General features: G+C 74.1%; 21 protein-coding genes, 1 tRNA gene and 1 riboswitch. Of the genes, 11 read left to right on the top strand and 11 right to left on the bottom strand.

What is annotated here, in order from left to right; translation table 11 throughout:
• Positions 1 to 39 precede the first annotated feature (39 nt).
• On the top strand, positions 40 to 2,484 hold the full coding sequence (locus ABD254_RS07265; RefSeq protein WP_344247065.1) for an immune inhibitor A domain-containing protein: 2,445 nt from the start codon (positions 40 to 42) through the stop codon (positions 2,482 to 2,484).
• 73 nt (positions 2,485 to 2,557) lie between these two features.
• On the opposite strand, the gene ABD254_RS07260 is transcribed toward ABD254_RS07265, so the two are convergent.
• The 4 genes from ABD254_RS07260 to ABD254_RS07245 all read right to left on the bottom strand — a co-directional run bounded on the left by ABD254_RS07260 (position 2,558) and on the right by ABD254_RS07245 (position 5,789).
• Positions 2,558 to 3,022 carry a hypothetical protein gene (locus tag ABD254_RS07260; RefSeq protein WP_344247063.1) on the bottom strand — a complete coding sequence of 155 codons (465 nt, stop codon included), beginning with the start codon at positions 3,020 to 3,022 and terminating at the stop codon, positions 2,558 to 2,560.
• Positions 3,023 to 3,080: 58 nt separating this feature from the next.
• The gene (locus tag ABD254_RS07255; RefSeq protein ID WP_344247061.1) at positions 3,081 to 4,637 is read right to left on the bottom strand and encodes a VCBS repeat-containing protein; all 1,557 of its coding nucleotides are present in this window, start codon (positions 4,635 to 4,637) and stop codon (positions 3,081 to 3,083) included.
• 217 nt (positions 4,638 to 4,854) lie between these two features.
• Positions 4,855 to 4,928 (bottom strand) — tRNA-Gly (locus ABD254_RS07250).
• 69 nt (positions 4,929 to 4,997) lie between these two features.
• A complete protein-coding gene (locus ABD254_RS07245; protein WP_344247059.1) occupies positions 4,998 to 5,789 on the bottom strand; it encodes a hypothetical protein in 792 nt (263 codons plus the stop codon).
• Between the two features lie 86 nt (positions 5,790 to 5,875).
• On the opposite strand from ABD254_RS07245, the gene dcd reads away from it, so the two are divergent.
• The 9 genes from dcd to ABD254_RS07200 all read left to right on the top strand — a co-directional run bounded on the left by dcd (position 5,876) and on the right by ABD254_RS07200 (position 15,547).
• A complete protein-coding gene (gene dcd, locus ABD254_RS07240; protein ID WP_344247057.1) occupies positions 5,876 to 6,451 on the top strand; it encodes a dCTP deaminase in 576 nt (191 codons plus the stop codon).
• Between the two features lie 125 nt (positions 6,452 to 6,576).
• Positions 6,577 to 7,692 carry a hypothetical protein gene (locus ABD254_RS07235; RefSeq protein ID WP_344247056.1) on the top strand — a complete coding sequence of 372 codons (1,116 nt, stop codon included), beginning with the start codon at positions 6,577 to 6,579 and terminating at the stop codon, positions 7,690 to 7,692.
• A gap of 139 nt (positions 7,693 to 7,831) precedes the next feature.
• On the top strand, positions 7,832 to 10,819 hold the full coding sequence (locus ABD254_RS07230; protein ID WP_344247054.1) for a Na+/H+ antiporter subunit A: 2,988 nt from the start codon (positions 7,832 to 7,834) through the stop codon (positions 10,817 to 10,819).
• Positions 10,816 to 11,370: a Na(+)/H(+) antiporter subunit C gene (locus ABD254_RS07225; RefSeq protein ID WP_344247052.1), complete on the top strand. Its 555-nt coding sequence runs from the start codon at positions 10,816 to 10,818 to the stop codon at positions 11,368 to 11,370. The genes ABD254_RS07230 and ABD254_RS07225 overlap by 4 nt, the downstream gene beginning before the upstream one ends.
• Entirely contained in the window at positions 11,367 to 12,965 is a 1,599-nt protein-coding gene (locus ABD254_RS07220) for a Na+/H+ antiporter subunit D (protein ID WP_344247050.1), read from the top strand. Before ABD254_RS07225 ends, ABD254_RS07220 begins: the two co-directional genes overlap by 4 nt.
• Entirely contained in the window at positions 12,962 to 13,549 is a 588-nt protein-coding gene (locus ABD254_RS07215; RefSeq protein WP_344247048.1) for a Na+/H+ antiporter subunit E, read from the top strand. Before ABD254_RS07220 ends, ABD254_RS07215 begins: the two co-directional genes overlap by 4 nt.
• Positions 13,549 to 13,953, top strand: a complete 405-nt coding sequence (locus ABD254_RS07210) for an MrpF/PhaF family protein (protein WP_344248517.1) — start codon at positions 13,549 to 13,551, stop codon at positions 13,951 to 13,953. The genes ABD254_RS07215 and ABD254_RS07210 overlap by 1 nt, the downstream gene beginning before the upstream one ends.
• Positions 13,950 to 14,399 (top strand): monovalent cation/H(+) antiporter subunit G, encoded by a 450-nt coding sequence (mnhG, locus tag ABD254_RS07205; RefSeq protein WP_344247046.1) that lies wholly within the window; start codon positions 13,950 to 13,952, stop codon positions 14,397 to 14,399. The genes ABD254_RS07210 and mnhG overlap by 4 nt, the downstream gene beginning before the upstream one ends.
• A gap of 71 nt (positions 14,400 to 14,470) precedes the next feature.
• A complete protein-coding gene (locus ABD254_RS07200; protein WP_344247044.1) occupies positions 14,471 to 15,547 on the top strand; it encodes a cation diffusion facilitator family transporter in 1,077 nt (358 codons plus the stop codon).
• A gap of 139 nt (positions 15,548 to 15,686) precedes the next feature.
• Here ABD254_RS07200 and ABD254_RS07195 read toward each other — a convergent pair whose 3' ends face one another.
• The 4 genes from ABD254_RS07195 to ABD254_RS07180 all read right to left on the bottom strand — a co-directional run bounded on the left by ABD254_RS07195 (position 15,687) and on the right by ABD254_RS07180 (position 20,305).
• Entirely contained in the window at positions 15,687 to 16,265 is a 579-nt protein-coding gene (locus ABD254_RS07195; RefSeq protein ID WP_344247042.1) for a methylated-DNA--[protein]-cysteine S-methyltransferase, read from the bottom strand.
• A 94-nt stretch (positions 16,266 to 16,359) separates the two neighbouring features.
• Positions 16,360 to 17,967, bottom strand: coding sequence for an AlkA N-terminal domain-containing protein (locus ABD254_RS07190; protein WP_344247040.1), 1,608 nt, complete (start codon positions 17,965 to 17,967; stop codon positions 16,360 to 16,362).
• A 147-nt stretch (positions 17,968 to 18,114) separates the two neighbouring features.
• The gene (locus ABD254_RS07185) at positions 18,115 to 19,077 is read right to left on the bottom strand and encodes an alpha/beta hydrolase (protein WP_344247038.1); all 963 of its coding nucleotides are present in this window, start codon (positions 19,075 to 19,077) and stop codon (positions 18,115 to 18,117) included.
• Complete coding sequence (locus ABD254_RS07180; RefSeq protein WP_344247036.1) at positions 19,070 to 20,305, bottom strand: LppM family (lipo)protein; 1,236 nt, start codon at positions 20,303 to 20,305, stop codon at positions 19,070 to 19,072. The genes ABD254_RS07185 and ABD254_RS07180 overlap by 8 nt, the downstream gene beginning before the upstream one ends.
• A 136-nt stretch (positions 20,306 to 20,441) precedes the next feature.
• On the opposite strand from ABD254_RS07180, the gene clpB reads away from it, so the two are divergent.
• Positions 20,442 to 23,069 (top strand): ATP-dependent chaperone ClpB, encoded by a 2,628-nt coding sequence (gene clpB / locus ABD254_RS07175; protein ID WP_344247034.1) that lies wholly within the window; start codon positions 20,442 to 20,444, stop codon positions 23,067 to 23,069.
• A 114-nt stretch (positions 23,070 to 23,183) separates the two neighbouring features.
• On the opposite strand, the gene ABD254_RS07170 is transcribed toward clpB, so the two are convergent.
• The 3 genes from ABD254_RS07170 to ABD254_RS07160 form a co-directional block, all read right to left on the bottom strand.
• Positions 23,184 to 24,002: a C40 family peptidase gene (locus ABD254_RS07170; RefSeq protein WP_344247032.1), complete on the bottom strand. Its 819-nt coding sequence runs from the start codon at positions 24,000 to 24,002 to the stop codon at positions 23,184 to 23,186.
• 1 nt (position 24,003) lies between these two features.
• Positions 24,004 to 24,167, bottom strand: a riboswitch (cyclic di-AMP (ydaO/yuaA leader).
• A 243-nt stretch (positions 24,168 to 24,410) separates the two neighbouring features.
• A complete protein-coding gene (locus tag ABD254_RS07165; protein ID WP_344247030.1) occupies positions 24,411 to 25,127 on the bottom strand; it encodes a septum formation family protein in 717 nt (238 codons plus the stop codon).
• The gene (locus ABD254_RS07160) at positions 25,124 to 26,023 is read right to left on the bottom strand and encodes an exodeoxyribonuclease III (RefSeq protein WP_344247028.1); all 900 of its coding nucleotides are present in this window, start codon (positions 26,021 to 26,023) and stop codon (positions 25,124 to 25,126) included. Before ABD254_RS07160 ends, ABD254_RS07165 begins: the two co-directional genes overlap by 4 nt.
• Between the last annotated feature and the right edge of the window lie 42 nt (positions 26,024 to 26,065).

The following is a 26,065-nucleotide window of genomic DNA, read 5'->3' as shown; positions in this document are numbered from 1 at the left end:
CCCCGGCGAGTCGCTCACTCGAATCGAAAGGGAACTCGCGTGAGATCACCCAAGAAGTCCGCCGGGCTACTCGCCCTGGCGCTCACAGCGGGGCTCGGCGTCACCGTCGCCGCCGGCCCCGCCACCGCCGTACCGCCGGTCGGTGACCCGTCCGCACCACGGGCGGCGTCGCCCTCCGACTCCCTGCCGAACCCGATCAGCGACAAGCAGAGCGGGCTGCGTCAGGAGGCCGTCGCGCAGATCCTCAAGGGAGAGGTGAAGCCGAGGACGGTCAGCGGCAACTCGGTCGTCCGGCTCGGCTCGGAGCCGGCCGCCGCGTCCTCGGAGAAGAACCGGGCGCGCAGCGCGGCCGCCAAGCAGCCGCAGTACGTCGAGCTCGACAACGAGCGCACCGACCGGGTGTTCGTGCTGCTCGTCGAGTTCGGCGACCGGCGCCACCCGGACTACCCCGACGTGGACTCCGACCCGGACGTCGCGGGTCCGGCCCGCTTCGACGGTCCGCGCTTCAACGAGATCCCGGAGCCGGCGCCCGACGACAACTCGACCCAGTGGAGGCCCGAGTACACGCCGGAGTACTACCACGACCTGTACTTCGGCGAGGGCGAGGACGTCGAGTCGCTGAAGACCTACTACGAGAAGCAGTCGTCCGGCCGCTACTCGGTGGACGGCCTCGTCACCGACTTCACCACGGTGCGGTACAACCAGGCCCGCTACGGCCGGGACCTCTGCGGGGGCAACGTCTGCAACAACACCTGGGCGCTCGTCGAGGACGGCATGCGGCAGTGGGTCCGCGACCAGCGGGCGGCCGGTATGACGGGCCGCCAGATCCGCGAGGAGCTGGCCACCTTCGACATCCGCGACCGCTACGACTTCGACGGTGACGGGAACTTCGACGAGCCGGACGGCTACGTCGACCGGTTCCAGATGGTGCACGCCGGCGGCGACCAGGCCGACGGCGACCCCATCTACGGCGAGGACGCGATCTGGAGCCACCGCTGGTACACCAACTTCCAGGACCAGGGCACGACGGGTCCGCCGCAGAACCTCGCCGGGGGCACCCAGATCGCCAACACGGGCATGTGGGTGGGTGACTACACCGTGCAGCCCGAGAACGGCGGCCTGTCCGTCGTCGCCCACGAGTACGGGCACGACCTCGGCCTGCCGGACCACTACGACACCGCCGCCAGCGGCGACAACCCGGTCAGCTGGTGGACGCTGATGGCCCAGAGCCGCGTCTCCGCCGCGGGCGACCGTGGCATCGGCACCCGCCCCGCCGACCTCGGCGTGTGGGACAAGCTCCAGCTCGGCTGGCTCGACTACGAGACGGTGGTCGCGGGGCAGAAGCGGACCATCGACCTCGGCCCGCACGAGTACAACTCCTCCAAGGCGCAGGGCGTCGCCGTCGTCCTCCCCGACAAGGAGGTGACCACCGAGCTGCCCACGCCCGCCGAGGGGGAGCAGCAGTGGTGGAGCGGCGCCGGTGACGACTACCGCGCGAGCATGTCGAGGGCCGACCTCGCCGTCCCGGCGGCGGGGGGCCAGCTGGACCTGAAGCTGGCCTTCAACATCGAGGAGGACTTCGACTACGCCCACCTCGAGGTGGAGTCGCCCGCCGGCAGCGGCAACTGGGTGGCGCTGCCCACCGACCAGGTCGACCCGGACACCGACGGCGACCCGGCCGACCCCAACCCCGACGCCGAGACCGGCATCGACGGCCTCAGCGACGGCTATGTCGACGCGAGCTACGACCTGGCGCCGTTCGCCGGCCAGACGATCGGCTTCCGGGCCCGCTACATCACCGACGGTGCGGCACAGGGCCAGGACCCGGGCCTGGGCTGGTCGGGTCTGATGGTCGACGACATCACCGTGACCTCCGGCGGGGAGACGATCTTCGCCGACGGCGCGGAAGAGCCGCCGAACGGCTGGGACCTCGACGGCTTCACGGCCGTCGGCGCCGAGGAGACCGCGGTCTACGACCACTTCTACCTGGCGAGCAACCGGGCGTACGTGTCCTACGACCGCTACCTCAAGACGGGGCCGTACAACTTCGGCTTCCCGGCGCAGCCCGATCGGGTGGAGCACTTCCCCTACCAGAACGGGCTGCTGGTCAACTACTGGGACACCTCGTTCACCAACAACAACACCAGCCAGCACCCGGGCCAGGGCCTGGTGCTGCCGGTGGACGCGAACCCGCAGGTGAACTACAACCTCGAGGGCCAGCCGTGGCGCGGTCGTATCCAGACGTACGACGCCACGTTCGGCCTCGAGCGCGTGGACTCGTTCACGCTGCACGTGAACGGCAAGCCGAGCTATGTGCGCGGCGGGGCGGGCAACGCGGTCTTCAACGACTCGGACCCCGACCGCTACTTCACGCCGTACGCCGACGCGGGCCTGCAGCGGGTCGGAGTCAAGGTGGCGGGCGCCGGGGTGAAGATCAAGGTGCTCGAGCAGAATGGTTCCACCATGAAGATCCGCGTGTCCTGACCGGTACGCGCTGACCGAGGGGCCGGGAGCCGAGGGCTCCCGGCCCCTTCGTCGCGCCTCGTCTGGCGGCGGGTCAGGGGGACGCCGGAAGCTCCTCGGCACGCTCGACCAGGACGACGGGGTAGCCGCCTGCGGTCGCGTCGGGCCGGGACCGGCCGGTGACCTGCACGTGCTCGCCTGTCTGCAGCGACGTCGCCACGTCGCCGGTCAGGGCCCACGCGATGTCGTTGTCGTCCCGCAGCACGACGTACCCGTCGAGCGAGTCGACCACCACGCCGACCAGTCGCAGCTTGGTCCCGGCGTCGCTGGGGACCGTGGGCGGCGCCGTCGGGAGGATCGGGCCGGGCAGCGACCCGGACGGGGACGGGTCGTGCGGCGGCGCGGGGGGCTCTTCGGTGGTCGGCGTCGCGGCCGGGCTGCCGCCGGCCTCCTCGGGGGACGCCTCCTCGGGGGACGGGCCGCCGCACGCCGCCGCCGACAGCAGCACCGCGAGGAGTGCCGGGGCCAGGACGGGCCGGCGGCGTCGCGTCGTCCTCATGTGGATTGGACGAACTGCGACCCCGTCCGGTTCCCGTCCGCGACGTGCCCTCGCTCGGTCAGAGGCCGTCGCCGACCAGACCGGCGCCGAAGGTCGAGGCGCCGACGTCGTCAGGGGCCAGCCCGCGCGGCGCGCCCCCGTCGGACGGGATCACGGCGACCAGTCCGTCGGGGTAGCCGACGTCGGTGGGGGAACCGACGAGCAGGGCCTGCTCGCCGGGAGCGGTGATGACCGAGATGGCCAGCCCGAACTTGTCGCCCGCCTGCGGTGCCCCCGGCACGCCCGGGCTGGACTGGCTGTAGCCGGTGTCGTCGGCGGCGTCGAAGATCGGGACGACCTGCACCAGGCCGGTGTTCGTCGCGGTGCCGTCCTCGCCCGGGACGGCGACGGCGAGCCGGGACCGGTTGTCCCAGGTCGTGGGAGGCACCCAGGCGACGACCTGACCGAACAGGTCGCCTGCCTCGGCGGCGCCGTCGACGCCGCTCGTGTCCTGGTTCAGCGCGATGCCGGGCACCAGCGAGGTCCCGCTGGCGTTGAACACCTGCGCCCATCCGGCGTCGGCGTCGCCGCCGATGTCCTCGCGCGGGATGCCGACCGCGAGACGCCACACCGATCCCACGAGGGCGGCGTCGAGGCTGTGGCCGAACCGGTCACCCTGCTCGATGCTCCCCGGCACATCCGGGCGGCCCTGGTCCAGCAGGAACGCGTCCTCGGGCTCGTCGAAGTACACGTCCTCGAGCACGGTGACGTCCCCGGCGTTGCTGACGCTCCCGATGTCCTCGTAGGGGGCTCCGACCGCGATGTCGACGACGTCGGCGAATCCCGTGAACTGGCCGATCGCGACCGACGTGCCGAGCTGGTCACCGGGCTCGGACGCACCGGGGACCGTGGGGCTGTCGGAGGTATACCAGATGGTGACGCCGCCGCCGTCGAAGGGCACCCGCGCGGCGACCGCTCCGGCGTCGGCGTCGCCACCGACGTCGCGGCCGGGAACCCCGATCGCGAGCGCGTACGCGTCGGGCGCCGGCGTGCCGCCCTGACCCACGTCCTCCTTGACGTCCAGCGCGTGGCCGAACCGGTCGCCCGCGACCGTGGACATGCCGAAGTCGCTGGCACGGAACCACGTCCCGTCGAAGGCACCGAGGCCGCCGACGCCGCCCCGGAACAGGTGCACCGCCCCGGCGTCGGCGGTGGCCCCGACGTTCTCGTACGGGGTGCCGACCAGCAGGTCGGAGTAGCCGTCGCAGTCGATGTCGGCGCTGGCGAGAGCGAAGCCGAACCGGTCGCCGGCGCTGCTGCCGTCAATGGAGGCGAGGTCGTCCTCGCTCAGCGTCTCCGCCGGGCCGTCGCCGATGGTGCCGGCCCCGGTGCCGTAGCTCACGGTGATCGTGCCCGCGTTCAGCTGCCCGTCGACCGTGGCTGTCGGGTCGCCGACGACGAGGTCCGGCCGGCCGTCCCCGTCGAAATCGGTCTCCACCCCCGCCGCGCAGAAGTCGGGAACGTCCGCGTGCGCCCGTGGGGCCGGCTGCGCGACCGCGCTCGCCAGGACCAGGGCGACGGCTGCCGTCGCGATCAGTCCGAGCCTCGGTGCGCGCATCCTCGTGGTCGATGTCATCGTGCCCTCCATGACCGGTCGGCATCGTTGCCGACGTATCTCAAGAGGGCCACGCGGGACCGGGTGATACCCGGGCGATGCGCAGGTCCGCGGACGGCGACCGGACGGAACCAGCGCGTGTCCGGTCCGGCCGCGTGGTGGACGCCGGTCGACGCCGAACCCGTCGGCGACAAGAAACCCCGGGGCGGAGGCGGAGCCTCTGACCCGGGGTTCTTCGTGGAGCGGGTGACGGGAATCGAACCCGCGCTATCAGCTTGGGAAGCTGAAGTTCTACCATTGAACTACACCCGCGCAGCAGCACCGTGACGGTGTGCGCGCCCCGATCATACCCAACTCGCCCGGATGCACCGAACCGGCACGTCACGGCGTGGTGAGCAGCCGGTACCGGTGCAGACGACGACCCGCGGCGCGGCTGCTCGCCTTCACCGCGTCGACCGTCAGCACCTTCACCGGGCTGTACCAGGACTGCGACGGCTTGTGCAGTGCCCAGCCGTCCCCGAGGGTGATCGCCGCGTGCTCGACCTGGCCGGCCGGAGAGCGCCAGACCAGCACCGTCCCGGGGTGGTCGTCCGGGCGGGATCGTCGGGGCAGCGCGACCGCCCGCTCGGCCAGCCAGCGCTCGAACGGCTCGCGCTGCATCCACTCGTGCTCGGCCCCGGCCACGCCGGCCGCTGCCATGACGGTCCCGAAACAGTTCGGGCCGCTCGCCGCGGGGAAGCGCCCGGCAAGCCCTCGCGCGCCGGGCAGGCCGCTCGCGGCGGCGTGTGCCCAGGCCGCGTCGGGCACCGCGTCGTGCCGGCTCGGGCGCACGCCGTCCTCGACCCAGCGGACCATCCGGGCGTCGAGCCGGCCGGGGTCGGCGGCGGACGGCCAGTGATGACGCTCCGGCTGCGCCTGGCGCACCGCGGCCCGATCGGACGCGCTCATCGCCCGGAACGTGGCCTCGTCGATCCAGCCCAGGACCGCGTCGTCGGGCACACCGAAGAGGCCGAAGGTGTCGCGCAGCTCAGGCGAGAGGCGGCCGCGGTCGTCGAGCGCGCCGACCGCTTCGGCCTGCCGCGGGGTCAGCACGTACGGCTGCCGGGGCGGCGCGAACCATCCTCTCCAGCGCTGGGCGAGGCTGGCGGGGACCTCGATGTTCAGTACCTGCACGGCGAGGAGCGTAGCCGCGGCCTCCCGCCCTGCGCCGCCTGTCGGACGGTGGGGCGCCGCCCGCCGTCGGCGACTACCGTGTGGGCGTGCTGCTCTCCGACCGTGACATCCGTGCCGAGCTCGACGCCGGGCGGGTGGTGCTCGACCCGCTGGACCCGGACATGCTCCAGCCGTCGAGCATCGACGTCCGCCTGGACCGGTACTTCCGGCTGTTCGACAACCACAAGTACCCGTTCATCGACCCGTCCCAGGAGCAGCCGGACCTGACGCGCCTCGTGGAGGTCTCGCCCGACGAGCCGTTCGTGCTGCACCCGGGGGAGTTCGTGCTCGGCTCCACGTTCGAGTCGGTCACCCTGCCCGACGACGTCGCCGCCCGCCTGGAGGGCAAGTCGTCCCTCGGCCGGCTCGGCCTGCTCACGCACAGCACGGCCGGCTTCATCGACCCCGGCTTCGGCGGGCACGTCACGCTCGAGCTGAGCAACGTCGCGACGCTGCCGATCACGCTGTGGCCCGGTATGAAGATCGGGCAGATGTGCTTCTTCCGGCTCTCGTCGCCGGCCGAGCACCCGTACGGCTCGCAGGCCTACGGCTCCCGGTATCAGGGGCAGCGCGGCCCCACGGCCAGCCGGTCCTGGCAGTCCTTCCACCGGACGTCGCTCTGAGCACCCCGCGGGTGCCGGCGACGGGGCAGGGGGCGTTCCGGGACGGCGGCCGACGTCGCTACGCTCGGTCCCGCCGCGCCAGCGGCGGGGGGCGCACGCCCTCGTCCCGGAAGGAGCCCCGCCTCATGGCCACCCACGCCGACCTCCCCCCGGTGCCGCCGACCGCGGCCCAGGGACACCAGGCGCGTCACCTCCTGGGCGTTCCGGCGGACGTCGTCGTCGACGAGCTCGAGGTGCTCGCGATGTCCCGCTTCGCGGGCACGCGCTGGGACGTGGTCCCGACCGACCTGCCCGGGGTCGAGGTGCCCGTCGGGCGGATGGCGAACCCCGGCGAGCCGGGAGTGCTGCGCCTGTCCCGCCACAGCACCGTCACCGGCCCGTTCGCGCCGCAGGGCAGGCGCCTCGAGACCGGGCTGCCGTCCGGCACGGCGATGGTCTTCGACGTCGTGTGCCCCCGCGAGCGCTGGGACACCCCGCAGCGCTTCGGCGGCGACCGCGACGGCCTGGCGCGCGCCTTCCCGGCCGGGCTGCCGAACCGCGAGGAGGAGCGGGTCGTCGGCTGGCTGGTCCAGGCGGCGCGGCGCCTCGGCGGCTCGGTGCGGCTCGACGTCGCGGGCACGTGGGACGACATTGACGGCGGGCGTCGTGCGCCCGGCGCGGGCGTCGTGCTCACCCCGGACCCGGGTGCCGCCGTCGACCTCACGGTCTACTCCGACGTCTGGCTCGACCCGCAGGCCGCCCACCGCGTGCTGCAGGCCGTGCACCCGCGCGTCGTGCTGGCCACCGAGGGGAAGCCGTACCAGGGGCCGCCCCAGGGGATCGCGGAGCGGCCGCTCTACCCGGGCGAGGCGCTCGACGACGACACCCGCCGCGAGCTGCACGCCCGCGCCGACGACTTCGACATCGCCGCGCTGCAGGAGCCGATGGTGCTCGATGCGTACGGGCTCGTCACCGACCTGGGCGTGGACGGGTCGATCACGGTCGAGGTGGAGGGCGAGGAGCGGCTGCCGCTGCTCCTGCGCGACCTGCCGTGGGCGAGGTCGGGAGCCGTCTGCTACCACGTGCGCTGGGACGCGCCGGACCTCGTGGAGTCGCAGCGGGAGTTCCCGCAGCCGGCGCTCGTCGTCGCGCGCAAGCGTGCCGCCGACATGGTGGGGAAGCTGGCCGCGGCCATCCACCGCGCTACGGGCGGGGAGATCGCCGACGAGGGCGACTTCCTGCTGGACCCCGAGGACCTGTAGCTCGCCGCCGGTCGCGCAGGCTCGACCGCCGTCGTGATGACGCAGTTCACAGGCCCGCGTCACGAACCTGGCGGCATGGTCACCCGGGCGTGACGATAGAGTAAAGCCCTCGCCCCGCCCCTCTATCGGACGGAGTGCTGTGCTTCCAGTGCTGCTGCTCACCTTCCTGCTGGCCCTCGCGGCGCCGGCTCTCGTGGCATGGCTGGGGCGGCGGGCGTTCTGGGTCCTCGCGATCGGTCCGGCGGCGGCCGCGGGCTACGCCCTGGCGCAGACGCCGCGGGTCACCGCCGGCGACTTCCCCGTCTCGAGCACCCCGTGGGTGCCGGGCCTCGAGCTGTCCCTCGACTTCCGGCTCGACACGCTGTCGTGGCTGATGCTGCTCGTCGTGGGTGGGGTGGGCGCGCTCGTCCTGCTGTACTGCTCCGCGTATTTCGCGCGCGACGCGTTCGGCACCGGCCGGTTCGCGGCCGTCCTCACCGCGTTCGCCGGGGCGATGGTCGGCCTCGTCACCGCCGACGACCTGCTGATGCTGTTCGTCTTCTGGGAGCTGACCACGGTCTTCTCCTACCTGCTGATCGGGCACTACGCCGACCGCAAGGCGTCGCGCCGCGCCGCGATGCAGGCGATCGTCGTGACGACGGCGGGCGGGCTGGTCATGCTGGTCGGCCTCATCGTGCTGGGCGTGTCGACAGGCACCTGGCGCGTGTCGGAGGTCGTGGCCGACCCCCCGACGGGCACCGCCGCGGCCGTGGCGGCGGTGTGCCTGCTGGCCGGCGCCGCCACGAAGTCCGCGCTCATCCCGTTCCACTTCTGGCTCCCCGCGGCGATGGCCGCCCCGACGCCGGTCTCGGCCTACCTGCACGCGGCGGCGATGGTGAAGGCCGGGGTATACCTGGTGGCGCGGTTCGCCCCCGGCTTCGCGGACTTGCCCGTGTGGCGCTGGCTCGTCGTGGTGCTGGGCGGCGGCACCCTGCTGCTCGGCGGCTACCGCGCGCTGCGCCAGCACGACCTCAAGCTCGTGCTCGCGTTCGGCACCGTCTCCCAGCTCGGGCTGATCGTGCTGCTGCTCGGCCTCGGCTCGAAGGCGCTGGCCCTGGCCGGCCTCGCCCTGCTGGGCGCCCACGCGATGTTCAAGGCGGCGCTGTTCCTCGTCGTCGGCGCGATCGACGTCGCGACCGGCACCCGCGACCTGCGCCGGCTGTCGGGCCTGTGGCGCACGATGCCGTTCACCACCGTCGCGGGGGTGCTCGCCACCGCGTCGATGATCGGGTTCCCGCCGTTCGCCGGGTACGTCGCGAAGGAGGCCGCGCTCGAGGGGCTGTGGCACGACGTGACGCACGGTGCCGGCGCGCTCGAGGCGGTGGCGCTCGTCGCGGTCGTCGCCGGCTCCGCCCTGACCGTCGCCTACGGCCTGCGGTTCGCCTGGGGCGCGTTCGCCACGAAGGGCCGCCCGGGCGCGGCGGTCACGCGGGCCGCCGTCGTGCCGGAGAAGGTGGCCGAGACCGTCGACGTCCCGGCGGCCACGGCCGTCCGGCGGCAGCCGTGGCTCCTGGTCGCGCCGCCGCTGGTCCTCGCCGTCCTCGGGCTCCTGGTGGCGCTGTTCCCCGCGACCGGGGAGCGCCTGCTCGCCCCGTACGCCGACCTGTACCCCGCGGGCGAGCCCGGCCACCTGGTGCTGTGGGGCGGAATCACGCCGGTGCTCGCGATCACGGCCGGGGTGCTGCTCGCCGGCGCGCTGCTGTTCTGGCAGCGGGCCAAGGTCGAGCGCGTCCAGGACGGGCTGTGGTCCCCCCGGGGGGCCGACGTCCTGTACCGGCGCTCGATGCGCCGCCTCGACGACCTGGCCGCCGACGTGACGGCCGCCACCCAGCGCGGCTCCCTGCCCGTCTACCTGGGCGTGATCCTCGTCGTCCTCGCCGTGGCCCCCGGAGCCGTGATCGCGAGCGGACTCCTGGGCGGCACGCCGGCGATCGAGGTCGTGCCGTGGGACCGGCCCGCGCAGGCCGCGGTCGTCGCGATCGTCGTCGTCGCGGCCGTGCTCACCGCCCGCGCTCGACGACGCCTCAAGGCCGTGGTCCTCGCCGGCGTGGCGGGGTACGCCAACGCTGCGCTCTTCCTGCTGCACGGCGCCCCCGACCTCGCGCTCACGCAGGTGCTGTGCGAGACCGTGATGCTCGTCGTCATGGTGCTCGTGCTGCGTCGCATGCCGCCGTACTTCACCGACCGGCCGCTCGCGGCGAGCCGCTGGGTACGCCTCGCGCTGGCGGTCGTGACCGGGCTGGTGGTGATGGGCCTGGCCGTCGCGGCGCCGCTCGTGCGGACCGCCGTCCCCATCAGCGTGGACTTCCCGAGCGAGGCGGTGGAGTTCGGCGGCGGCAAGAACGTGGTCAACGTGACCCTGGTGGACATCCGCGCCTGGGACACGGTCGGCGAGATCTCTGTGCTGCTCGTCGCCGCGACCGGGGTCGCGTCGCTCATCTTCCTGCGCCAGCGCAGCGGCGAGGTGCTGCGCCTGGCCCGCGCCGACGACGTGAGCCACACGGACACGCACACGCGCAGCGTCTGGCTCGCGGCCGGGCGGACCGTCGCCCCCGAGCGGCGGTCGGTGCTGCTCGAGGTCGTCACCCGCGTCGTGTTCCACGCCATGATCGTGTTCGCCCTCTTCCTGCTGTTCAGCGGGCACAACGCCCCGGGCGGCGGGTTCGCCGCGGGGCTCGTCGTGGGGATCGCGTTCGCGGTCCGCTACCTGGCCGGCGGCCGGTACGAGCTCGGCGAGGCCGCCCCCGTGAGCCCCGGCATCCTCCTGGGTACGGGCCTCTTCCTGTCCGCCGGCGTGGGCCTCGCCACGCTGGTCGGCGGGCAGGAGGTCCTGGAGAGCTTCATCGTCCACGACCTGCACCTGCCCGTGCTCGGCGAGGTCCACCTGGTGACCTCGCTGTTCTTCGACATCGGCGTGATGCTCGTCGTCGTCGGGCTCGTGCTCGACCTGCTGCGCACCCTCGGCGCCGAGATCGACCGCCAGCCGCGCGAGCCCGAGAGCACGGGCGACGCGCAGGCCGAGCAGGCCGAGCGGGCCGAGCGGGCCGAGCGGGCCGAGCGGCTGACCGTGACGGAGGAGGCGCGATGACGGTCCTCGAGAACACGCCGTCCGCCGTCCTCGTCCTGGCGATCGGCGTCCTCTTCGCCACGGGCGTCTACCTGCTGCTGGAGCGCCCTCTGACCCGGGTGCTCCTCGGGTTCATCCTCATCGGGAACGGCGTGAACCTGCTCATCCTCGTCGCCGGAGGCCGGGCGGGGTCGTCGCCCATCGTGGGCAACGACCCCGCCGGCGAGCCGATGAGCGACCCCCTCGCCCAGGCGATGGTGCTCACGTCGATCGTCATCACCCTCGCCCTCACCGCGTTCATCCTCGCCATGGCCTACCGGTCCTGGCAGCTGCACGGGCACGACGAGGTCGCGGATGACGTCGAGGACCGGCGCGTGGCCCGCCAGGCCGCGGTCAACGCCCCGGCGTTCGAGGATGCCGACGCGACGGAGACCGGCGCCTCGCTCGACGAGGAGGCGGCCGAGGTCCACGACGACGTCGCGGACGACGACGACCACGCCGACCGGAACGACGACGGGATCCCCGACCGGCTGCAGGGACGCCGGCGCGAGCGGAAGGAGGACGACCGATGACCCTCTGGACCGTCGAGACGCTCGTCCCCCTCCCGGTGATGCTCCCGCTCTTCGCCGCCGGGCTCACCCTGGCGCTGCACCGCTTCGCGAACGTCCAGCGCATCATCAGTGTCGCCGCGCTCGCCGCCTCGACGGCCGCGTCGGTCGCGCTGATGTTCGCCGCCGACTCCGGGCCGCTGGTCGTCGACGTCGGCGACTGGGCCGCGCCCGTCGGCATCGACCTCGTCGCCGACCGGCTGTCCGCGGTGATGCTCACCGTCTCCGGCGTGATGCTGCTGTGCGTCCTGCTCTACTCGCTCGGCCAGGGCGTGCCCGAGGGGGAGGACGAGGACGCCGTCCAGTCGCGTGTCGGGGACAGGATCCCCGTCGCGATCTTCCACCCCACGTACCTGGTCCTCGCGGCCGGGGTCGCCAACGCGTTCCTTTCCGGCGACCTGTTCAACCTGTACGTCGGGTTCGAGATCATGCTGGCCGCGTCGTCGGTGCTCCTGACGCTCGGCGGTACCGCCGAGCGCATCCGGGCGGGGTCCGTGTACGTCATCGTCACCCTGCTGTCCTCGCTGCTCTTCCTCACCGCGATCGCGCTGATCTACGCGGCGACCGGCACCGTGAACCTCGCCCAGCTCTCGCTGCGCCTGCCCGACGTCGACCCGACGGTGCAGCTCGCGCTCCAACTGCTGCTCCTGCTCGCGTTCGGGATCAAGGCCGCCGTCTTCCCGCTGTCGGCGTGGCTGCCGGACTCCTACCCGACGGCGCCGGCTCCCGTCACCGCCGTGTTCGCCGGGCTGCTCACCAAGGTCGGCGTGTACCTCATGCTGCGCATGCAGACCCTGCTGTTCCCGCACAACGACCTGGTCGACCAGATCCTCATGGTGGTCGCGCTGCTCACCATGCTCATCGGGATCCTCGGTGCCGTGGCGCAGAGCGACGTCAAACGTCTGCTGTCGTTCACGCTCGTGAGCCACATCGGGTTCATGGTGTTCGGTATCGCGCTCGCGTCCGAGGCGGGGACGGCCGCCGCGATCTTCTACGTCGTGCACCACATCTCTGTCCAGACGGCTCTCTTCCTGGTGGTAGGGCTCGTGGAGTACCGCGGCGGGTCGACGTCGCTCGACCGGCTGGGCGGTCTGGCGAAGCTCGCGCCGGGCCTGGCCGTGCTGTTCTTCGTGCCCGCCCTGAACCTCGCGGGGATCCCGCCGCTGTCCGGGTTCCTGGGCAAGGTGGGGCTGCTCACCGAGGGCGTGCGCGACGGTTCCGGTCTCGCGTGGGCGCTGGTCGTGGGGTCCGTCGCGACGTCGCTGCTCACGCTGTACGCGATCGTCAAGGCGTGGAACAAGGCGTTCTGGCAGGCGCCGCCCCCCGAGATCGAGCCGCATGTGCCGCTGCCGCGCGGCATGGTGCTGCCGGCGGGCGCGCTCGTGGGGTTCGGCCTGCTGCTCACCGTGGTCGCGGGCCCGCTCTACGGTTACGCCGAGCGCGCGGCCGAGGCGTCGATGGACGGCCGCTCCTACGTCGAGGCGGTGTTCCCCGACGGGGCGGAGCGCGGGCGCGGCGAGTCGGTGGAGGTCGCTGTGGAGGGCGGTGGGCACGGATGAGCCTGCACCCCCGACGCCGGTCCGCCCGCGTGCTGCGCCGGGTCGCCGTGCAGTGGCACGCGATCGTCCTGCTCACCGTCATGTGGGTCCTGCTCTGGGGCGACCTGTCCTGGGCGAACGTCATCGCGGGGGCCGCGATCGCGCTCGTGGTCGTGATCCTCTTCCCCCTGCCGCCGATCTCGATGAACGGCACCCTTCGGCCGTGGGCGGCGTCGGTGCTGGTCGCCCGGTTCGTCGCCGACCTGGTCGTCGCCTCGTTCGAGGTGGCCTGGGTCGCCCTGCGGCCGGGGAAGCAACCGCGCGGTGCGATCGTCGGCGTCCAGCTGCGCAACCCCGACGACGCCTACCTGACGATCACCGCCGTGATGTCGTCGCTCGTGCCCGGCTCGCTCGTCGTGGAGGCCAGCCGGCGCACGGGGATGGTCTACCTGCACGTGCTCGACGTCGAGGCCTCCGGCGGGCCCGAGGGGGTGCGGCAGGAGATCCGCACGCTCGAGGCGCGCGTCCTGCGTGCGTTCGCGTCGGACGCCGTCCTCGTGCGCTGCGGGCTCGACCGCCTGACGTCCGGGAAGGGGGCGCCGTGATGCTCGCCGCCGTGATCGCGTCCGCGGTCCTCGTCGCCGCCGCCGCGATGCTCGCGCTCGTCCGCGTGGAGCGCGGCCCCTCGATGCTGGACCGGGCCGTCGCGCTGGACGCGCTGACCATGACGCTCGTCGGCGCGATCGCCGTCGAGGCGATCTGGTCGCGGCGCACCGAGACCATCCCGATCCTCGTGGCGCTGTCGATGGTCGGGTTCGTCAGCTCGGTGACCCTGTCGCGGTTCGCGGCGCGGGAGCCGACCGGTGAGTCCCAGGGCCGCGAGCCCGAGGACGTCGCCGCCCAGGCGCGGACGTCGGACGTCTCGCGGGCCGAGACCCGGCGCGCGGGTCACGACGACGACCTGGCGCCGACCGACGACGAGGGGACCGAGGGGGAGGTGCGTGGATGACCGAGGTCGACCCCGGGACGTGGACCACCGTCGCGGACGCCGTCGCCGCCGTCTGCATGCTGCTCGGCGCCTACTTCACCCTCGCTGCGGGGGTGGGGCTGGTGCGCTTCCCGTCGCTGCTCGCCCGCATGCACACCGTCACCAAGCCGCAGGTGCTGGGACTCGTGCTGCTGCTCGCGGCACTCGCGCTGCGCGTCCGCAGCTGGTCCGCGGTCGCGATGCTCGTGCTGGTGGTGGTGTTCCAGCTCGCCACGTCCCCCGTGGCCGCGCACATGGTGGGTCGGGCCGGCTTCCGCACGGGCAAGGTGGACGACGCCGAGCTCGAGCTCAACGAGCTGCGCGAGACTCCGGCGGGGCTACGGCTGGACGAGCCGGGAATCGACGAGCCGGGAGTCGACGAGCCAGGGGTAGACGAGCCCGGATCGGCCGAGACACGCCGGACCTGACGGCCGGCCCGGCCCGCGCCGTCGGCCCCGCACGTCGCGCGGTGCTGCCGCGCGGCTGGTAGACCGGCACCATGCCCAGCGACGCGAGCGACCTCGACCCGTCCCGGCCGCCCGAGTCGTCCCCGCCCGAGTCGTTCCCGCCCGAGTCGTCCCCGACCGAGTCGTCCCCGCCCGGCCGGCCCGAGGCCGGCAGCCCGCGCGTCGCGAAGCAGAACCGCGAGGGCGAGAGCACGCTGACCGTCGTGATCGCGTTCGGGGCGAACCTGCTGATCGCGGCGGCGAAGTCCGCGGCCGCCATGATCACCGGGTCGGCGTCCATGCTGGCCGAGGCCGTGCACTCGTGGGCCGACACCGGCAACGAGATCTTCCTGCTCGTCGCGGACAAGCGGTCGCGCCGCCCGGCCGACGCCGAGCACCCGCTGGGCTTCGGCCGCGAGGCGTACGTGTGGTCGATGTTCGCGGCGATCGGGCTGTTCGCGGTCGGCGCGGGCGTGTCCATCACGCACGGCATCCAGGAGCTGGTGCACCCCGAGCCCGCGAGCGACTTCGGCATCGCCTACGCGGTGCTCGGCCTGGCGTTCGTCCTCGAGGGGGCGTCGTTCCTGCAGGCGACCCGGCAGGCGCGGGCCGAGGCGAAGAAGGTCGAGCGCGAGGTGCTGCACCACGTGCTCGTCACCTCTGACCCGACGCTGCGCGCGGTGTTCGCGGAGGACGCCGCGGCGCTCGTCGGGCTGGTCGTCGCGTTCTCCGGCGTGCTCGCCCACCAGCTCACCGGTTCGCCGGTGCCGGACGCCGTCGGGTCGATCGTGGTCGGCGTCGTGCTCGCCGTCGTGTCGCTGGTGCTCGTGGACCGCAACCGGCGCTTCCTCGTGGGAGAGGCCGCGCTGCCGGCCACCCGCGACGCCGTGCTCGCGCACGTCCTGGCGATGCCGCAGGTCGAGCGGGTCACCTACCTGCGCCTCGAGTACGTGGGGCCGCGCTCGCTGTACCTCGTGGCCAGCGTCGACCTGCGGGGCAACGAGCGGGAGGAGTCGGTGGCGCGGCGCCTCGACGAGCTCGAACGGGCGGCCACCCGCTCACCGGTGGTCGCCGGCGCCGTGTTCACGGTCTCGACGCCGGAGGAGCCGTCGCTGCACCCCGCCGGCTGAGCTCGTCGAGACCTCGCTGGTCGAGCCTGTCGAGGCCCTCGCTGGCCGAGCCTGTCGAGACCCGGTTTCGACAGGCTCAACCAGCGGTAGGGACAGGCCGACCAGCGGTAGGGACAGGCCGACCAGCGGTCGGGATGCGTCAGCGGGCGTGCTCGGCCTCGTGGTCGAGCAGGCGGCGCTTGACGTCGACGCCGTACCGGAAGCCGCCGAGGCCGCCGTCGGTGCGCAGCACCCGGTGGCAGGGGACGAAGAGCGCGGCGGCGTTCATCGCGCACGCGCCGGCCGCCGCCCGCACCGCCGCCGGGCGGCCGGACAGCTCCGCGTAGCGCGAGTACGTCACCGGGTCGCCCGGCTCCACCGTGCGCAGGACGTCCCATGCGTGCGACCGGTACGGGCCGGAGGCCTGCCGCACCGGGACGGCGTCGATCGCGTGCACGTCGCCGGCGTAGTAGGCCCGGACGGCGGCGACGGCGGGCGCGACGGCCGGGTCGTCGTCGTCCGTCGAGACGACCTCGGCCGGGCGCAGCCCGGGATGCGTCAGCGCGACCAGCGACGCGGCGTCGTCGGTCCAGCCGGAGGCGAGCACGGCGCCGTCGGGCGCGACGACGACGGTGAACGGGCCGTCGGGGGTGCCGATCGTGGCGGTGCGGGCGCCGGCGGTGGTGGTCGCGGCGGTCGTGGCGGAGGCGCGGGTGGTGGTCTCGGTCAGGGCGCTCATGGTTCCTCCGGGTCTCGGGTCGTGCCGAACAGGCGCTTGCGTGCGGAAAGGCGGGAAAATCGGCCGAAAGGCGGGAGCAACCGCCTGGTCGGCGTCACGGGAGGGCCGCGCGCCACAGGTGCATCGCGGCGTACGAGCGCCAGGGCGCCCACGCCGCGGCCCGCGCGGCGAGCGCCCGGGACTGCGCCGGGCGGCCGCCGTCGGGCAGGGGGATGCCGGCGGCGCGGGTGCCGGCGAGCAGCGCGACGTCGCCGTCCAGCCACGCGTCGGGGGTGCCGAGCACGCGCATCGCGACGTAGGCAGCGGTCCAGGGCCCGATGCCGGGCCGGGCGAGAAGGTCGGCCCGCAGGTCGTCGGGGTCGGCGCCGACCTCGACCACGAGCTCGCCGTCCGCGAGCGCCCGCGCGGTGTCGGCCACGCACGCCCGCGAGCGGGCCGGGAGGCGCAGGTGCTCCGCGCCGCCGGCCGCCACCTGCGCGGCCGTGGGGAACAGGCGGGTCAGGCCGACGATGCCGGAGTCGTACGCGGATCCGACCGCCGCCGTCATCCGGCCCAGGTGGGTGCGCGCGGCGGCGACGCTGATCTGCTGGCCCACGATGGCGCGGACCACGAGCTCGTGCGGGTCGACGGTGCCGGGGACCCGGAGGCCGGGCGTCGCCGCGACGAGCGGGGCGAGCGCCGGGTCGTCGCCGAGCGCGGTGTCGACGGCGACCGGGTCGGCATCGAGGTCGAGCAGCCGGCGCAGCCGGGCGACCGCGACGGGGACGTCTGAGGGCGAGGCGAGCTCCAGGCGGACGCCCACACGGCCGGGTCCGACGCCGGGTCCCGCGGTGACCTCGGCGGCGCCCGGACCGTGCGGCAGGAGCAGCGTGCGCGCGTACCGCACGTCGGGCCCGTCGGGGGACGCCGTCTCGACGCCGTCGACGGCGCGGGCGGCCAGGAAGGCGACGACGCCGCGGGCGTCGAACGGCTCGCGCACCGGCAGCTCCAGTGCGAGCCGCAGCCGCCCCACCTCGGCGTCGCCCGTCCCGCCGAGCATGCGGTTGCTCGCGATGTGGCCGCCCTTGCCCCCAAGAACCGCCTGGTCGGCGGGACGCAAGCGCATGCTCGAGGAGCGGGGGCGGCGGGCGCGGGCCCGTAGGTCGCTCGGAGTGACGGCGAAGACCTCGACGACGGTGTCGTTGAACTGCCGGATCGAACCGAACCCGGACGCGAAGGCGACGTCCGCGAGCGGCAGGTCCGTGCCGACGACCAGGGCGCGCGCCGTCTGCGCCCGCTGCGCGCGGGCGAGGGCGAGCGGCCCGGCGCCGAGCTCCACGGTGAGGAGGCGGTGCACCTGGCGCGCGCTGTAGCCGAGGCGGGCCGCGAGACCTTCCACGCCGTCCCGGTCGACGACGCCGTCGGCGATGAGCCGCATCGCGCGGGCGGCGAGGTCGTGCCGCAGGTTCCACTCGGGCGTGCCGGGGGCCGCCTCGGGCAGGCACCGCCGGCAGGCGCGGTACCCGGCGTCGTGGGCCGCGGCCGACGTCAGGTAGAAGGTGACGTTCTGCGGCAGGGGGGTGCGGGCCGGGCACGACGGGCGGCAGTAGATGCCGGTGGTCCTCACGGCGGTGAAGAACTGTCCGTCGAAGCGCGCGTCGCGGGCCGCGATGGCGCGGTACCGCTCCGCGAACGCCGGGGGGTGCTCGTCGATGACTGCCATGCCGCCATCCTCGCCCGCCGTGCGGCGGCATGGCTAGCGGGAATCGGACACGACGGTGGTCGACCGGATCACCGTCCGAACACGGGGTTGCGATCGCTTTGAGCACTTATTTCGACCGCAAGCCCGTGTTCGGCGGGGCGGGGTGGGTCAGGGGACGCGGGCGTCGAGCCAGTCGAGGACGGTCGTCAGGTACAGCTCGCGGGCGGGCGCGGGGGAGAGGGCGAGGTCGTGCGCGCCGCCGGGGATCTCGCGGAACGTGACGTCCGTGCCGATGCGGGGCGCGCGGTCGCGGATGTGGGCGACGTTCAGGACGGAGTCGGTGGTGAGGTGCTGGTCCTTGCTGGAGCGGTCGGAGGCGAGCACGAGCACGGGGACGTCGAGGTGCAGCCCGCGCGCGAGCCGCCGCTGGGAGCGCATCACCGAGCGCGCCCAAGCGGCGCGGGCGGCGAACCGCGTGTGCGGCTTCCACGCCGGCTCGAAGTCCCACTCCCCGCCGTAGGAGCGGTGCAGGGCCCGGGCGTAGTCGACGCCGAGGTGGCTCACGACCGCACGCGGTGCGAGCGCACCGAGCGTCTCGACGAGCGCGACGGACGCCAGCCGCGCCGCCCGGGGTTTGTTGACCTCGACCCAGGGGCTGTTGAGCACCAGCGCGTCGGCCCGGCCCGGGCGCGCGGCCGCCCACAGGGGTGCCACGAGGCCGCCCGTCGAGTGACCGAGGACGGCGAGGCGCTCGTGCCCGGCGGACCGGATCGCGGCCGCCGCGGCGTCGAGGTCCTGGGCGTACACCGCGATGTCGCGGACCTGGTTCGGGTCCCCTCCCGCGGCGACCTGCGCGTCCCAGGCCCGGCCGTGACCGCGCAGGTCGATGCCGTAGAACGCGTAGCCGCGGCCGGCGAGCTCCGCGGCCACGTGGGGGTGGAAGAAGTAGTCGGCGAACCCGTGCACGTACAGGACCGCGACCCGTGCGGGCGCGCGGCCCGTCGTCGACGGGACGTGGCGCACCAGGGCGGCCTCGGCGTCGCCGGGAAGCGGGAGGACGCGCGCCTCGAAGTCCGGGCCGAGCACGTCGGGGCCCCACGCCCCGGACGCCGGGGGCGGGAGGTCAGGCACCCTGCGGCGGGTCCGTCGGGCGGCGCTCGGTGCCCGGCTCGTCGCCCGGCGTGGGCTTCGTGGGCTCCGTGGGCGCGGCCGGCTCCGGGGGTGCCGGGGGTTCCGTCGGCTGCACGGGCTCGGCGGGTTCCGACGGCGGGGTGGGCTCGAGCGGCTGGGTGGCCGGCTCCAGCGGCGGGGCGGGCTCGGCGGGCTCCGCGGGCTCGTTCGGCCCTGCGGGCTCGGTGGGATCGGCGGGCTCGAAGGGCTCCGCGACCGGGCCGGAGCCGGCTCCGGCATAGGCGTCGGGACGAGGCTCGGCGGGTTCCGCGGGCGTCTCCGGCTCGAGGGGCTCGGCGACCGGGCCGGTGGACGGCGCCGGGGCGGCGCCGGGGGGCGACGTGGGCTCCGGCGCGGCGGCGGGCCGCGTGCCGAAGACCTGCTCCTCCGCCGTCGGGCCGGTGCCGGAGCCGGGCGCGGTGCCCGGGTCGGCCACGGGGGCCGCGCCGAAGGCTGCCGGCGACCCGGTGGGGGGCACGCCAGCCGAGCCGTCCGCCGGAGCCGCGCCGGAGCGCCGCGACCGCAGCACGAGCACGACGATCAGCGCGATGACGAGGATCCCGACGACCAGCCCGACGATCCACCAGGGGAAGCTGCTGCCGGCCTCGGCGGCGCCGCGTGCCTGGATCTCGGTGGTCTCGCCCATCTGCGGGGTCCAGGTGACGGTGTTGCCGTCGATCTCGCCGTTGGAGTCGGTCACCTCGCCGGGGAAGGTGACGGAGAGCTGCGCGTCGAAGGAGTCCTGGACGCCCTGCGGCAAGGACCCGAGCTGCTCCGCACCCTCGGACAGGTCCATGGTGCCCGTGACGACGTACTCGTCGCCCTCGCGGGTGATGGACAGGTCCTCGCCGCCGCTGCCCGCGAAGTCCTCGATCGGCGTGTCCGCGAACGTGACCTGGGTGCCCGTGTACTCGTCATCGGAGTACGGCTCCTGCGTGGTGCCCTCGGGCAGATCCTGCTCGAGCTCCCCGCCCGCCTGGTCCCACAGCTCGCCGGGCTCCATGCCCATGGTCTCGGCGAGCTGGTTGGAGAACGCCAGGACCATCGTGCCGGAGACGGTGTCGTCCTCCGACAGGGTCATGTCCATGTCGACCTTCATGCAGCCCGCGAGGGCGAGCAGGCCGACGGCGGCGAGCACGGCCGCGAGGCCGGTGCGGAGGCGGCGCTCGCCTCGGGTCAGAGTGTCCACCGGGCCAGCATCCCCCAGCCGGCGGGCGCCGGCCACCGGGGCGCGAGCAGCGCTTGCGTCCAAAGTTGAGCGGAATACACTCAACTTCGTCGGGGTTCTCCGATCAGTCGTTTCCCCGTGTCGTCCCGGAGGTTCCATGGACATCAAGCTCACGACCATGTCGCAGCAGGCGCTCGGCGACGCCGTCCAGACGGCGTCCGCGGCAGGCAACCCGCAGCTCGAGCCCGTGCACGTGCTCTCCGCCCTGCTGCAGCAGAGCGGCGGCGTCGCCGTGGGGCTGCTCGAGGCCGTCGGCGCGAGCCCGCAGGTGATCGGGCAGCGCACCCGTGCGGCCCTCGTCGCCCTCCCCGCCGCCAGCGGTTCCGCCGTCGCCGAGCCGCGGGCGTCGCGTGCCACCACCTCGATGCTCGACGTCGCAGGCAAGGAGGCCGAGGCGCTCGGCGACGAGTACGTCTCCACCGAGCACCTGCTGATCGCCATCGCGGCGGGTCACTCGTCGGCGGCTCAGGCGCTCGCCGAGGCGGGAGCGACGGCCGACGCGCTGCGCGCCGCGCTGCCCGCCGTCCGGGGTTCCGGCCGCGTCACCAGCCCGAATCCCGAAGGGACCTACAAGGCGCTCGAGCAGTACGGCACCGACCTCACGCAGCAGGCCCGCGACGGCAAGCTCGACCCGGTCATCGGCCGCGACTCCGAGATCCGCCGGGTCGTGCAGGTGCTCAGCCGCCGCACCAAGAACAACCCCGTGCTCATCGGCGAGCCCGGCGTCGGCAAGACAGCAGTCGTCGAGGGCCTCGCCCAGCGCATCGTCGCCGGCGACGTCCCCGACTCGCTCCAGGGCAAGCGCCTCGTCGCGCTCGACCTGGCCGGCATGGTCGCGGGCGCGAAGTACCGCGGCGAGTTCGAGGAGCGGCTCAAGGCCGTGCTCGAGGAGATCACCGCGTCCGACGGCGAGGTCGTGACCTTCATCGACGAGCTGCACACCGTCGTCGGGGCGGGCGCGGGCGGCGAGGGCGCCATGGACGCCGGCAACATGCTCAAGCCGATGCTCGCCCGCGGCGAGCTGCGCATGGTCGGCGCCACGACGCTCGACGAGTACCGCGAGCACCTCGAGAAGGACCCGGCCCTGGAGCGCCGCTTCCAGCAGGTCTTCGTCGGCGAGCCGTCCGTCGAGGACACCGTCGCCATCCTGCGCGGGCTCAAGGAGCGGTACGAGGCGCACCACAAGGTGACGATCGCCGACTCCGCGCTGGTGGCCGCCGCGAGCCTGTCCGACCGGTTCATCTCCGGGCGCCAGCTGCCCGACAAGGCGATCGACCTGGTCGACGAGGCCGCCAGCCGGCTGCGCATGGAGCTCGACTCCTCGCCCGTCGAGATCGACGAGCTGCAGCGCGCCGTGACGCGCCTCGAGATGGAGGAGGTCGTGCTGTCCGAGTCGACGGACGCCGCGAGCGTCGACCGCCTCGAGCGGCTGCGTGCCGACCTCGCCGACAAGCGCGAGGAGCTCGCGGGGCTCACCGCACGCTGGGAGTCCGAGAAGGCCGGCCACAACCGTGTCGGCGACCTGCGTGCCCGACTCGACCAGCTCCGCGTCGACGCCGAGCGCAGGCTCCGCGAGGGCGACCTGGAGGGCGCCGCGCGCATCCAGTACGGCGACATCCCCGCGGTCGAGCGGGAGCTCGCGGACGCGGAACGGGCCGAGGCCTCGACGACCGAGGCGGGCGAGGCCGCCCACGAGGCGCCGATGATCGCCGACAAGGTCGGCGCGGACGAGATCGCCGAGGTGGTCTCCGCGTGGACCGGCATCCCCGCCGGGCGCCTGCTGCAGGGCGAGTCCGAGAAGCTCCTGGCCATGGAGGACGTCATCGGCGAGCGCCTCATCGGCCAGCGGGACGCCGTGCGCGCCGTGTCCGACGCGGTGCGGCGCTCGCGGGCCGGCGTCGCCGACCCCGACCGGCCCACGGGCTCGTTCCTGTTCCTCGGCCCCACGGGCGTCGGCAAGACCGAGCTCGCCAAGTCGCTCGCGGACTTCCTGTTCGACGACGAGCGCGCCATGGTGCGCATCGACATGTCGGAGTACTCCGAGAAGCACGCGGTGGCCCGCCTGGTCGGCGCGCCCCCGGGGTACGTCGGCTACGAGGAGGGCGGCCAGCTCACCGAGGCCGTGCGACGCCGGCCGTACTCCGTCGTCCTGCTGGACGAGGTGGAAAAGGCGCACCCCGAGGTCTTCGACCTTCTCCTGCAGGTGCTCGACGACGGCCGTCTCACCGACGGCCAGGGCCGCACGGTGGACTTCCGCTCCACCATCCTCGTGCTGACGTCGAACCTCGGATCGCAGTTCCTCGTGGACCTGACGCTGGACGACGAGGCGAAGCACGAGGCCGTGATGTCGGCGGTGCGGGCGTCGTTCAAGCCGGAGTTCCTCAACCGGCTCGACGACGTGGTGGTCTTCGACGCGCTGGACGTCGACGAGCTGGGCCGGATCGTGGACCTGCAGGTCGACGCGTTCGCGCGCCGGCTCGCCGACCGGCGCATCGGCGTCGAGGTCACGGACGCGGCGCGCGAGTGGCTGGCCCTCGAGGGCTTCGACCCTGCGTACGGCGCCCGGCCCCTGCGCCGCCTGGTGCAGCGCGAGATCGGCGACCGCCTCGCCAGGCGGCTGCTCGCGGGCGAGGTCACGGACGGCGACATCGTCGTCGTGGACCGCGAGCCCGACGCGGCGGGGCTGGTCGTGACGCCGCGCGCGCAGGTCCCCGCGACCGGCTGATCCCGCCCCGGCGCTGGCCCAGAAGGACAACGAGCGTGCTGACTCGTTCCTCGAACGGATCGTCTGAGGAACGAGTCAGCACGCTCGTTGCGGCTGGGCCCGTGGCCGGTGGGGTCAGATGCGGATGAACCGCGGGTTGTCCTGCCAGATGTGCCGCTTGACGACGCCGACGCCGGGGCGGGCGGCCTCGATCTGCTTGCCCTTGCCGATGTAGATCGCCACGTGGCCGGGCGTCCAGATGAGGTCGCCGGGCTTCGCGCTGGACCGGGAGACCTGGCGGCCCTGCGTCCGCTGCGCGGAGGACGAGCGGGACAGGGACTTGCCGACGGCCTTCTTGTAGACGTAGCTGGTGAAGCCGGAGCAGTCGAAGGCGCTCGGGCCGGACGCGCCGTAGACGTAGCGGTCGCCCACCTGCGCGTTGGCGACGGCCACGATCTTGGCGCCGCGGTTCACCTTCTTCTTCGCCTGCACGGGGAGGGTGCGCGTGGAGACGCCCCGCAGCATGCTGCTGCTCGGGTCGACGTAGACCCGGACGCGGTTCTTGCCGGCCTTGTACTTCTTCCACGAGGGCTTGAAGGACGACTTGCCGTGCTTGAGCTTGTGGTTGGCCACGACCTTGCCGTTGATGACGAGCTTCGCGCGCCCGGAGACGGCGTCGCCGGACCGCTTCACGGCGACCTTGTACACGGGCCGCGCGGCGGCACCCGCGCCCTGCTTGATGGTCCGCTTGCTGGCGGTGAACGCCGTGTGCGGCTGCGGCTTGGCGGTGTGGACGGTGGTGGACGCCGGGGCCGCCGACGCCTCGGAGGCCTGGGCGACGAGACCGCCGCCGGTCAGGGCGGCGACGAGGCCGAGGGCGACGACGGCACGTCGGGGGCGGGACGCGGCGACGGCGGCAGTGCCGGGGCGCGCGCGATCGAGGGAAGTGGGCATGAGTATTGACCTCTCGAGCCTGCGAGATGAGCTGTCGGATGAGGCCGAGATCGGTGGCCCGCCGTCCGGGGACGGCTTAACCCCTAGACCGTGCCGGCGACTTTCGTCGTCGTGGTGCCCGGTCGATGTTGGTTCTCCCGCTGCTGCCGTGAGTTCGAGGTGTCGCCGGGACGCCGGCAGCACTCGGCTGCGTCCTGGCCGCCGCCCACGGGCGTCGTGGACGGTCGAGGGACGCTAACCCGCCGACGCCCCCGGGGTCACGTTCCGATAACGAGCGGCGTGTCGAGATGTCGGCGCCGATCGTCGGCATTCGTGCAGGACGAGCCGGACATCCTGGGGACATCCCGGCACGCCAGCCGGAGGCAACAGTGTGTCGAACGTCACTGTCACGGGCTTGACGGCGGGCGCTCAGGACAAGAGCGATCCCGACCGGGCGGAGGTGGCCGCCGCGAGGCACAGCCCGGCGCGGTCGCCCGCCTCCCACGACGCCTCCGTCGGCGCCCAGACGACGAACCGCAGCGCGTCGGCCTCCTCGCGTCCCTCGGGGCCGAGGAGCGCCGGACCGCACGTCCGCGCGGAGCCCGCCGCGGCGTCGTCCGCCCCGGGCCAGACGGCGCCCGGTTCGGCGTCCGAGCGGCCCACGACCTGCGCCTCGTGGCGGTCCGTGCACGGCACGACCAGGACGCGGCCCACGGGGCCGTCGGCGGGCAGGTCGGCCACGCACGAGCCGAGCACGAGCTGCACCGCGTTCACCTCGCGCGGCTCCGTGACGTCGGCGGACACCGGCGCCCACGCGCCGTCCCGGGCGGCGTCGACGCCCAGCGCGACACCCGTCGCCACCAGCAGCGCGGCGACGAGCCCGCCCGCGGCGAGGGTGGCGGCCCGTCGGCGGGGACGGCGCGTCGGGGCCGGGCCGGCGCCGGACGGCGTCGCGCCGTCGTTCGGCCGTGCGGCCGTGGGGGAGTCGTCCGCCGGCGGCGGGAGGCGCACGTCGTCCAGGCCGGCGGTGGGCAGCGCGCCGGGCGGGGTCGGCGAGGCGAACGTCGGCCCGTCGGGCCCCGCCGATCCCGAGGCGTCCGGCTCCGGGACGTCCGGCTCCGGGGCCGGCGGCTCGTGCGGGCTCACGCGCGGGAGCCCCGCGGCGCGGGAGTCGCGGCGTCGGCGAGGTCGACGATCACCGGCACGTGGTCGCTGGCGCCCTTGCCCTTGCGCTCGTCCCGGTCGATCACGACGCCGGTAACGCGCTCGCGCAGCGCCGGCGAGGTGTACGCGAAGTCGATGCGCAGGCCCTTGTTCCGGGGGAAGGCGAGCTGCTGGTAGTCCCAGTAGGTGTAGGTGTGCTCGGCGGGCAGGTGCTCCCGGGTGACCTCGGCGTAGCCGGCGTCGGCAAAGGCCGCGAACGCCTCCCGCTCGGCCGGGGTGACGTGCGTGTGCCCCGCGAACGCCGCCGGGTCGTAGACGTCGGTGTCGAGCGGGATGACGTTCCAGTCGCCGACCAGGGCGACCTGCGCCGCCGCGTCGTCGGCGAGCCAGTCCGCCGCGGCGCGCCGCAGCGCGCCCAGCCAGGCCAGCTTGTAAGCGTAGTGCGGGTCGGCGACGGCGCGGCCGTGCGGCACGTACAGCGACCACACGCGCACCCCGCCGCAGGTCGCGCCCAGCGCACGGGCCTCGACGGGCGGCGGGACGTCGAGCAGCGTCGCCGCGGGCTCCGGGTCGGGGGCCTCCGCGGGCGCGTCGTCGGCGGCGGGCACCGCGGGCTTGGCGAAGCCGGGCTGCCCGGCGAACTGCGCCTCGACGTCGGCGATCCCGACCCGCGAGGCGATCGCGACGCCGTTCCAGGCCGAGTGCCCGACGTGCGCAACCTCGTACCCGGCGGCCTCGAACGCGCCGACGGGGAACTGCTCGTCGCGGCACTTGGTCTCCTGGATCGCCAGGACGTCGGTCTGCGACCGCTCCAGGAAGGCGACCACCCGGTCGACGCGGGCGCGGACGGAGTTCACGTTCCAGGTGGCCAGTCGCACGGGCGTCAGGGTACCGGCAGCCCCGGGCGTCGCCGGGGCGCG

The organism is Isoptericola hypogeus (assembly GCF_039531145.1).
Classification (GTDB): Bacteria; Actinomycetota; Actinomycetes; order Actinomycetales; family Cellulomonadaceae; genus Isoptericola; species Isoptericola hypogeus.
This window is presented reverse-complemented; position numbering and strand designations above follow the sequence as displayed.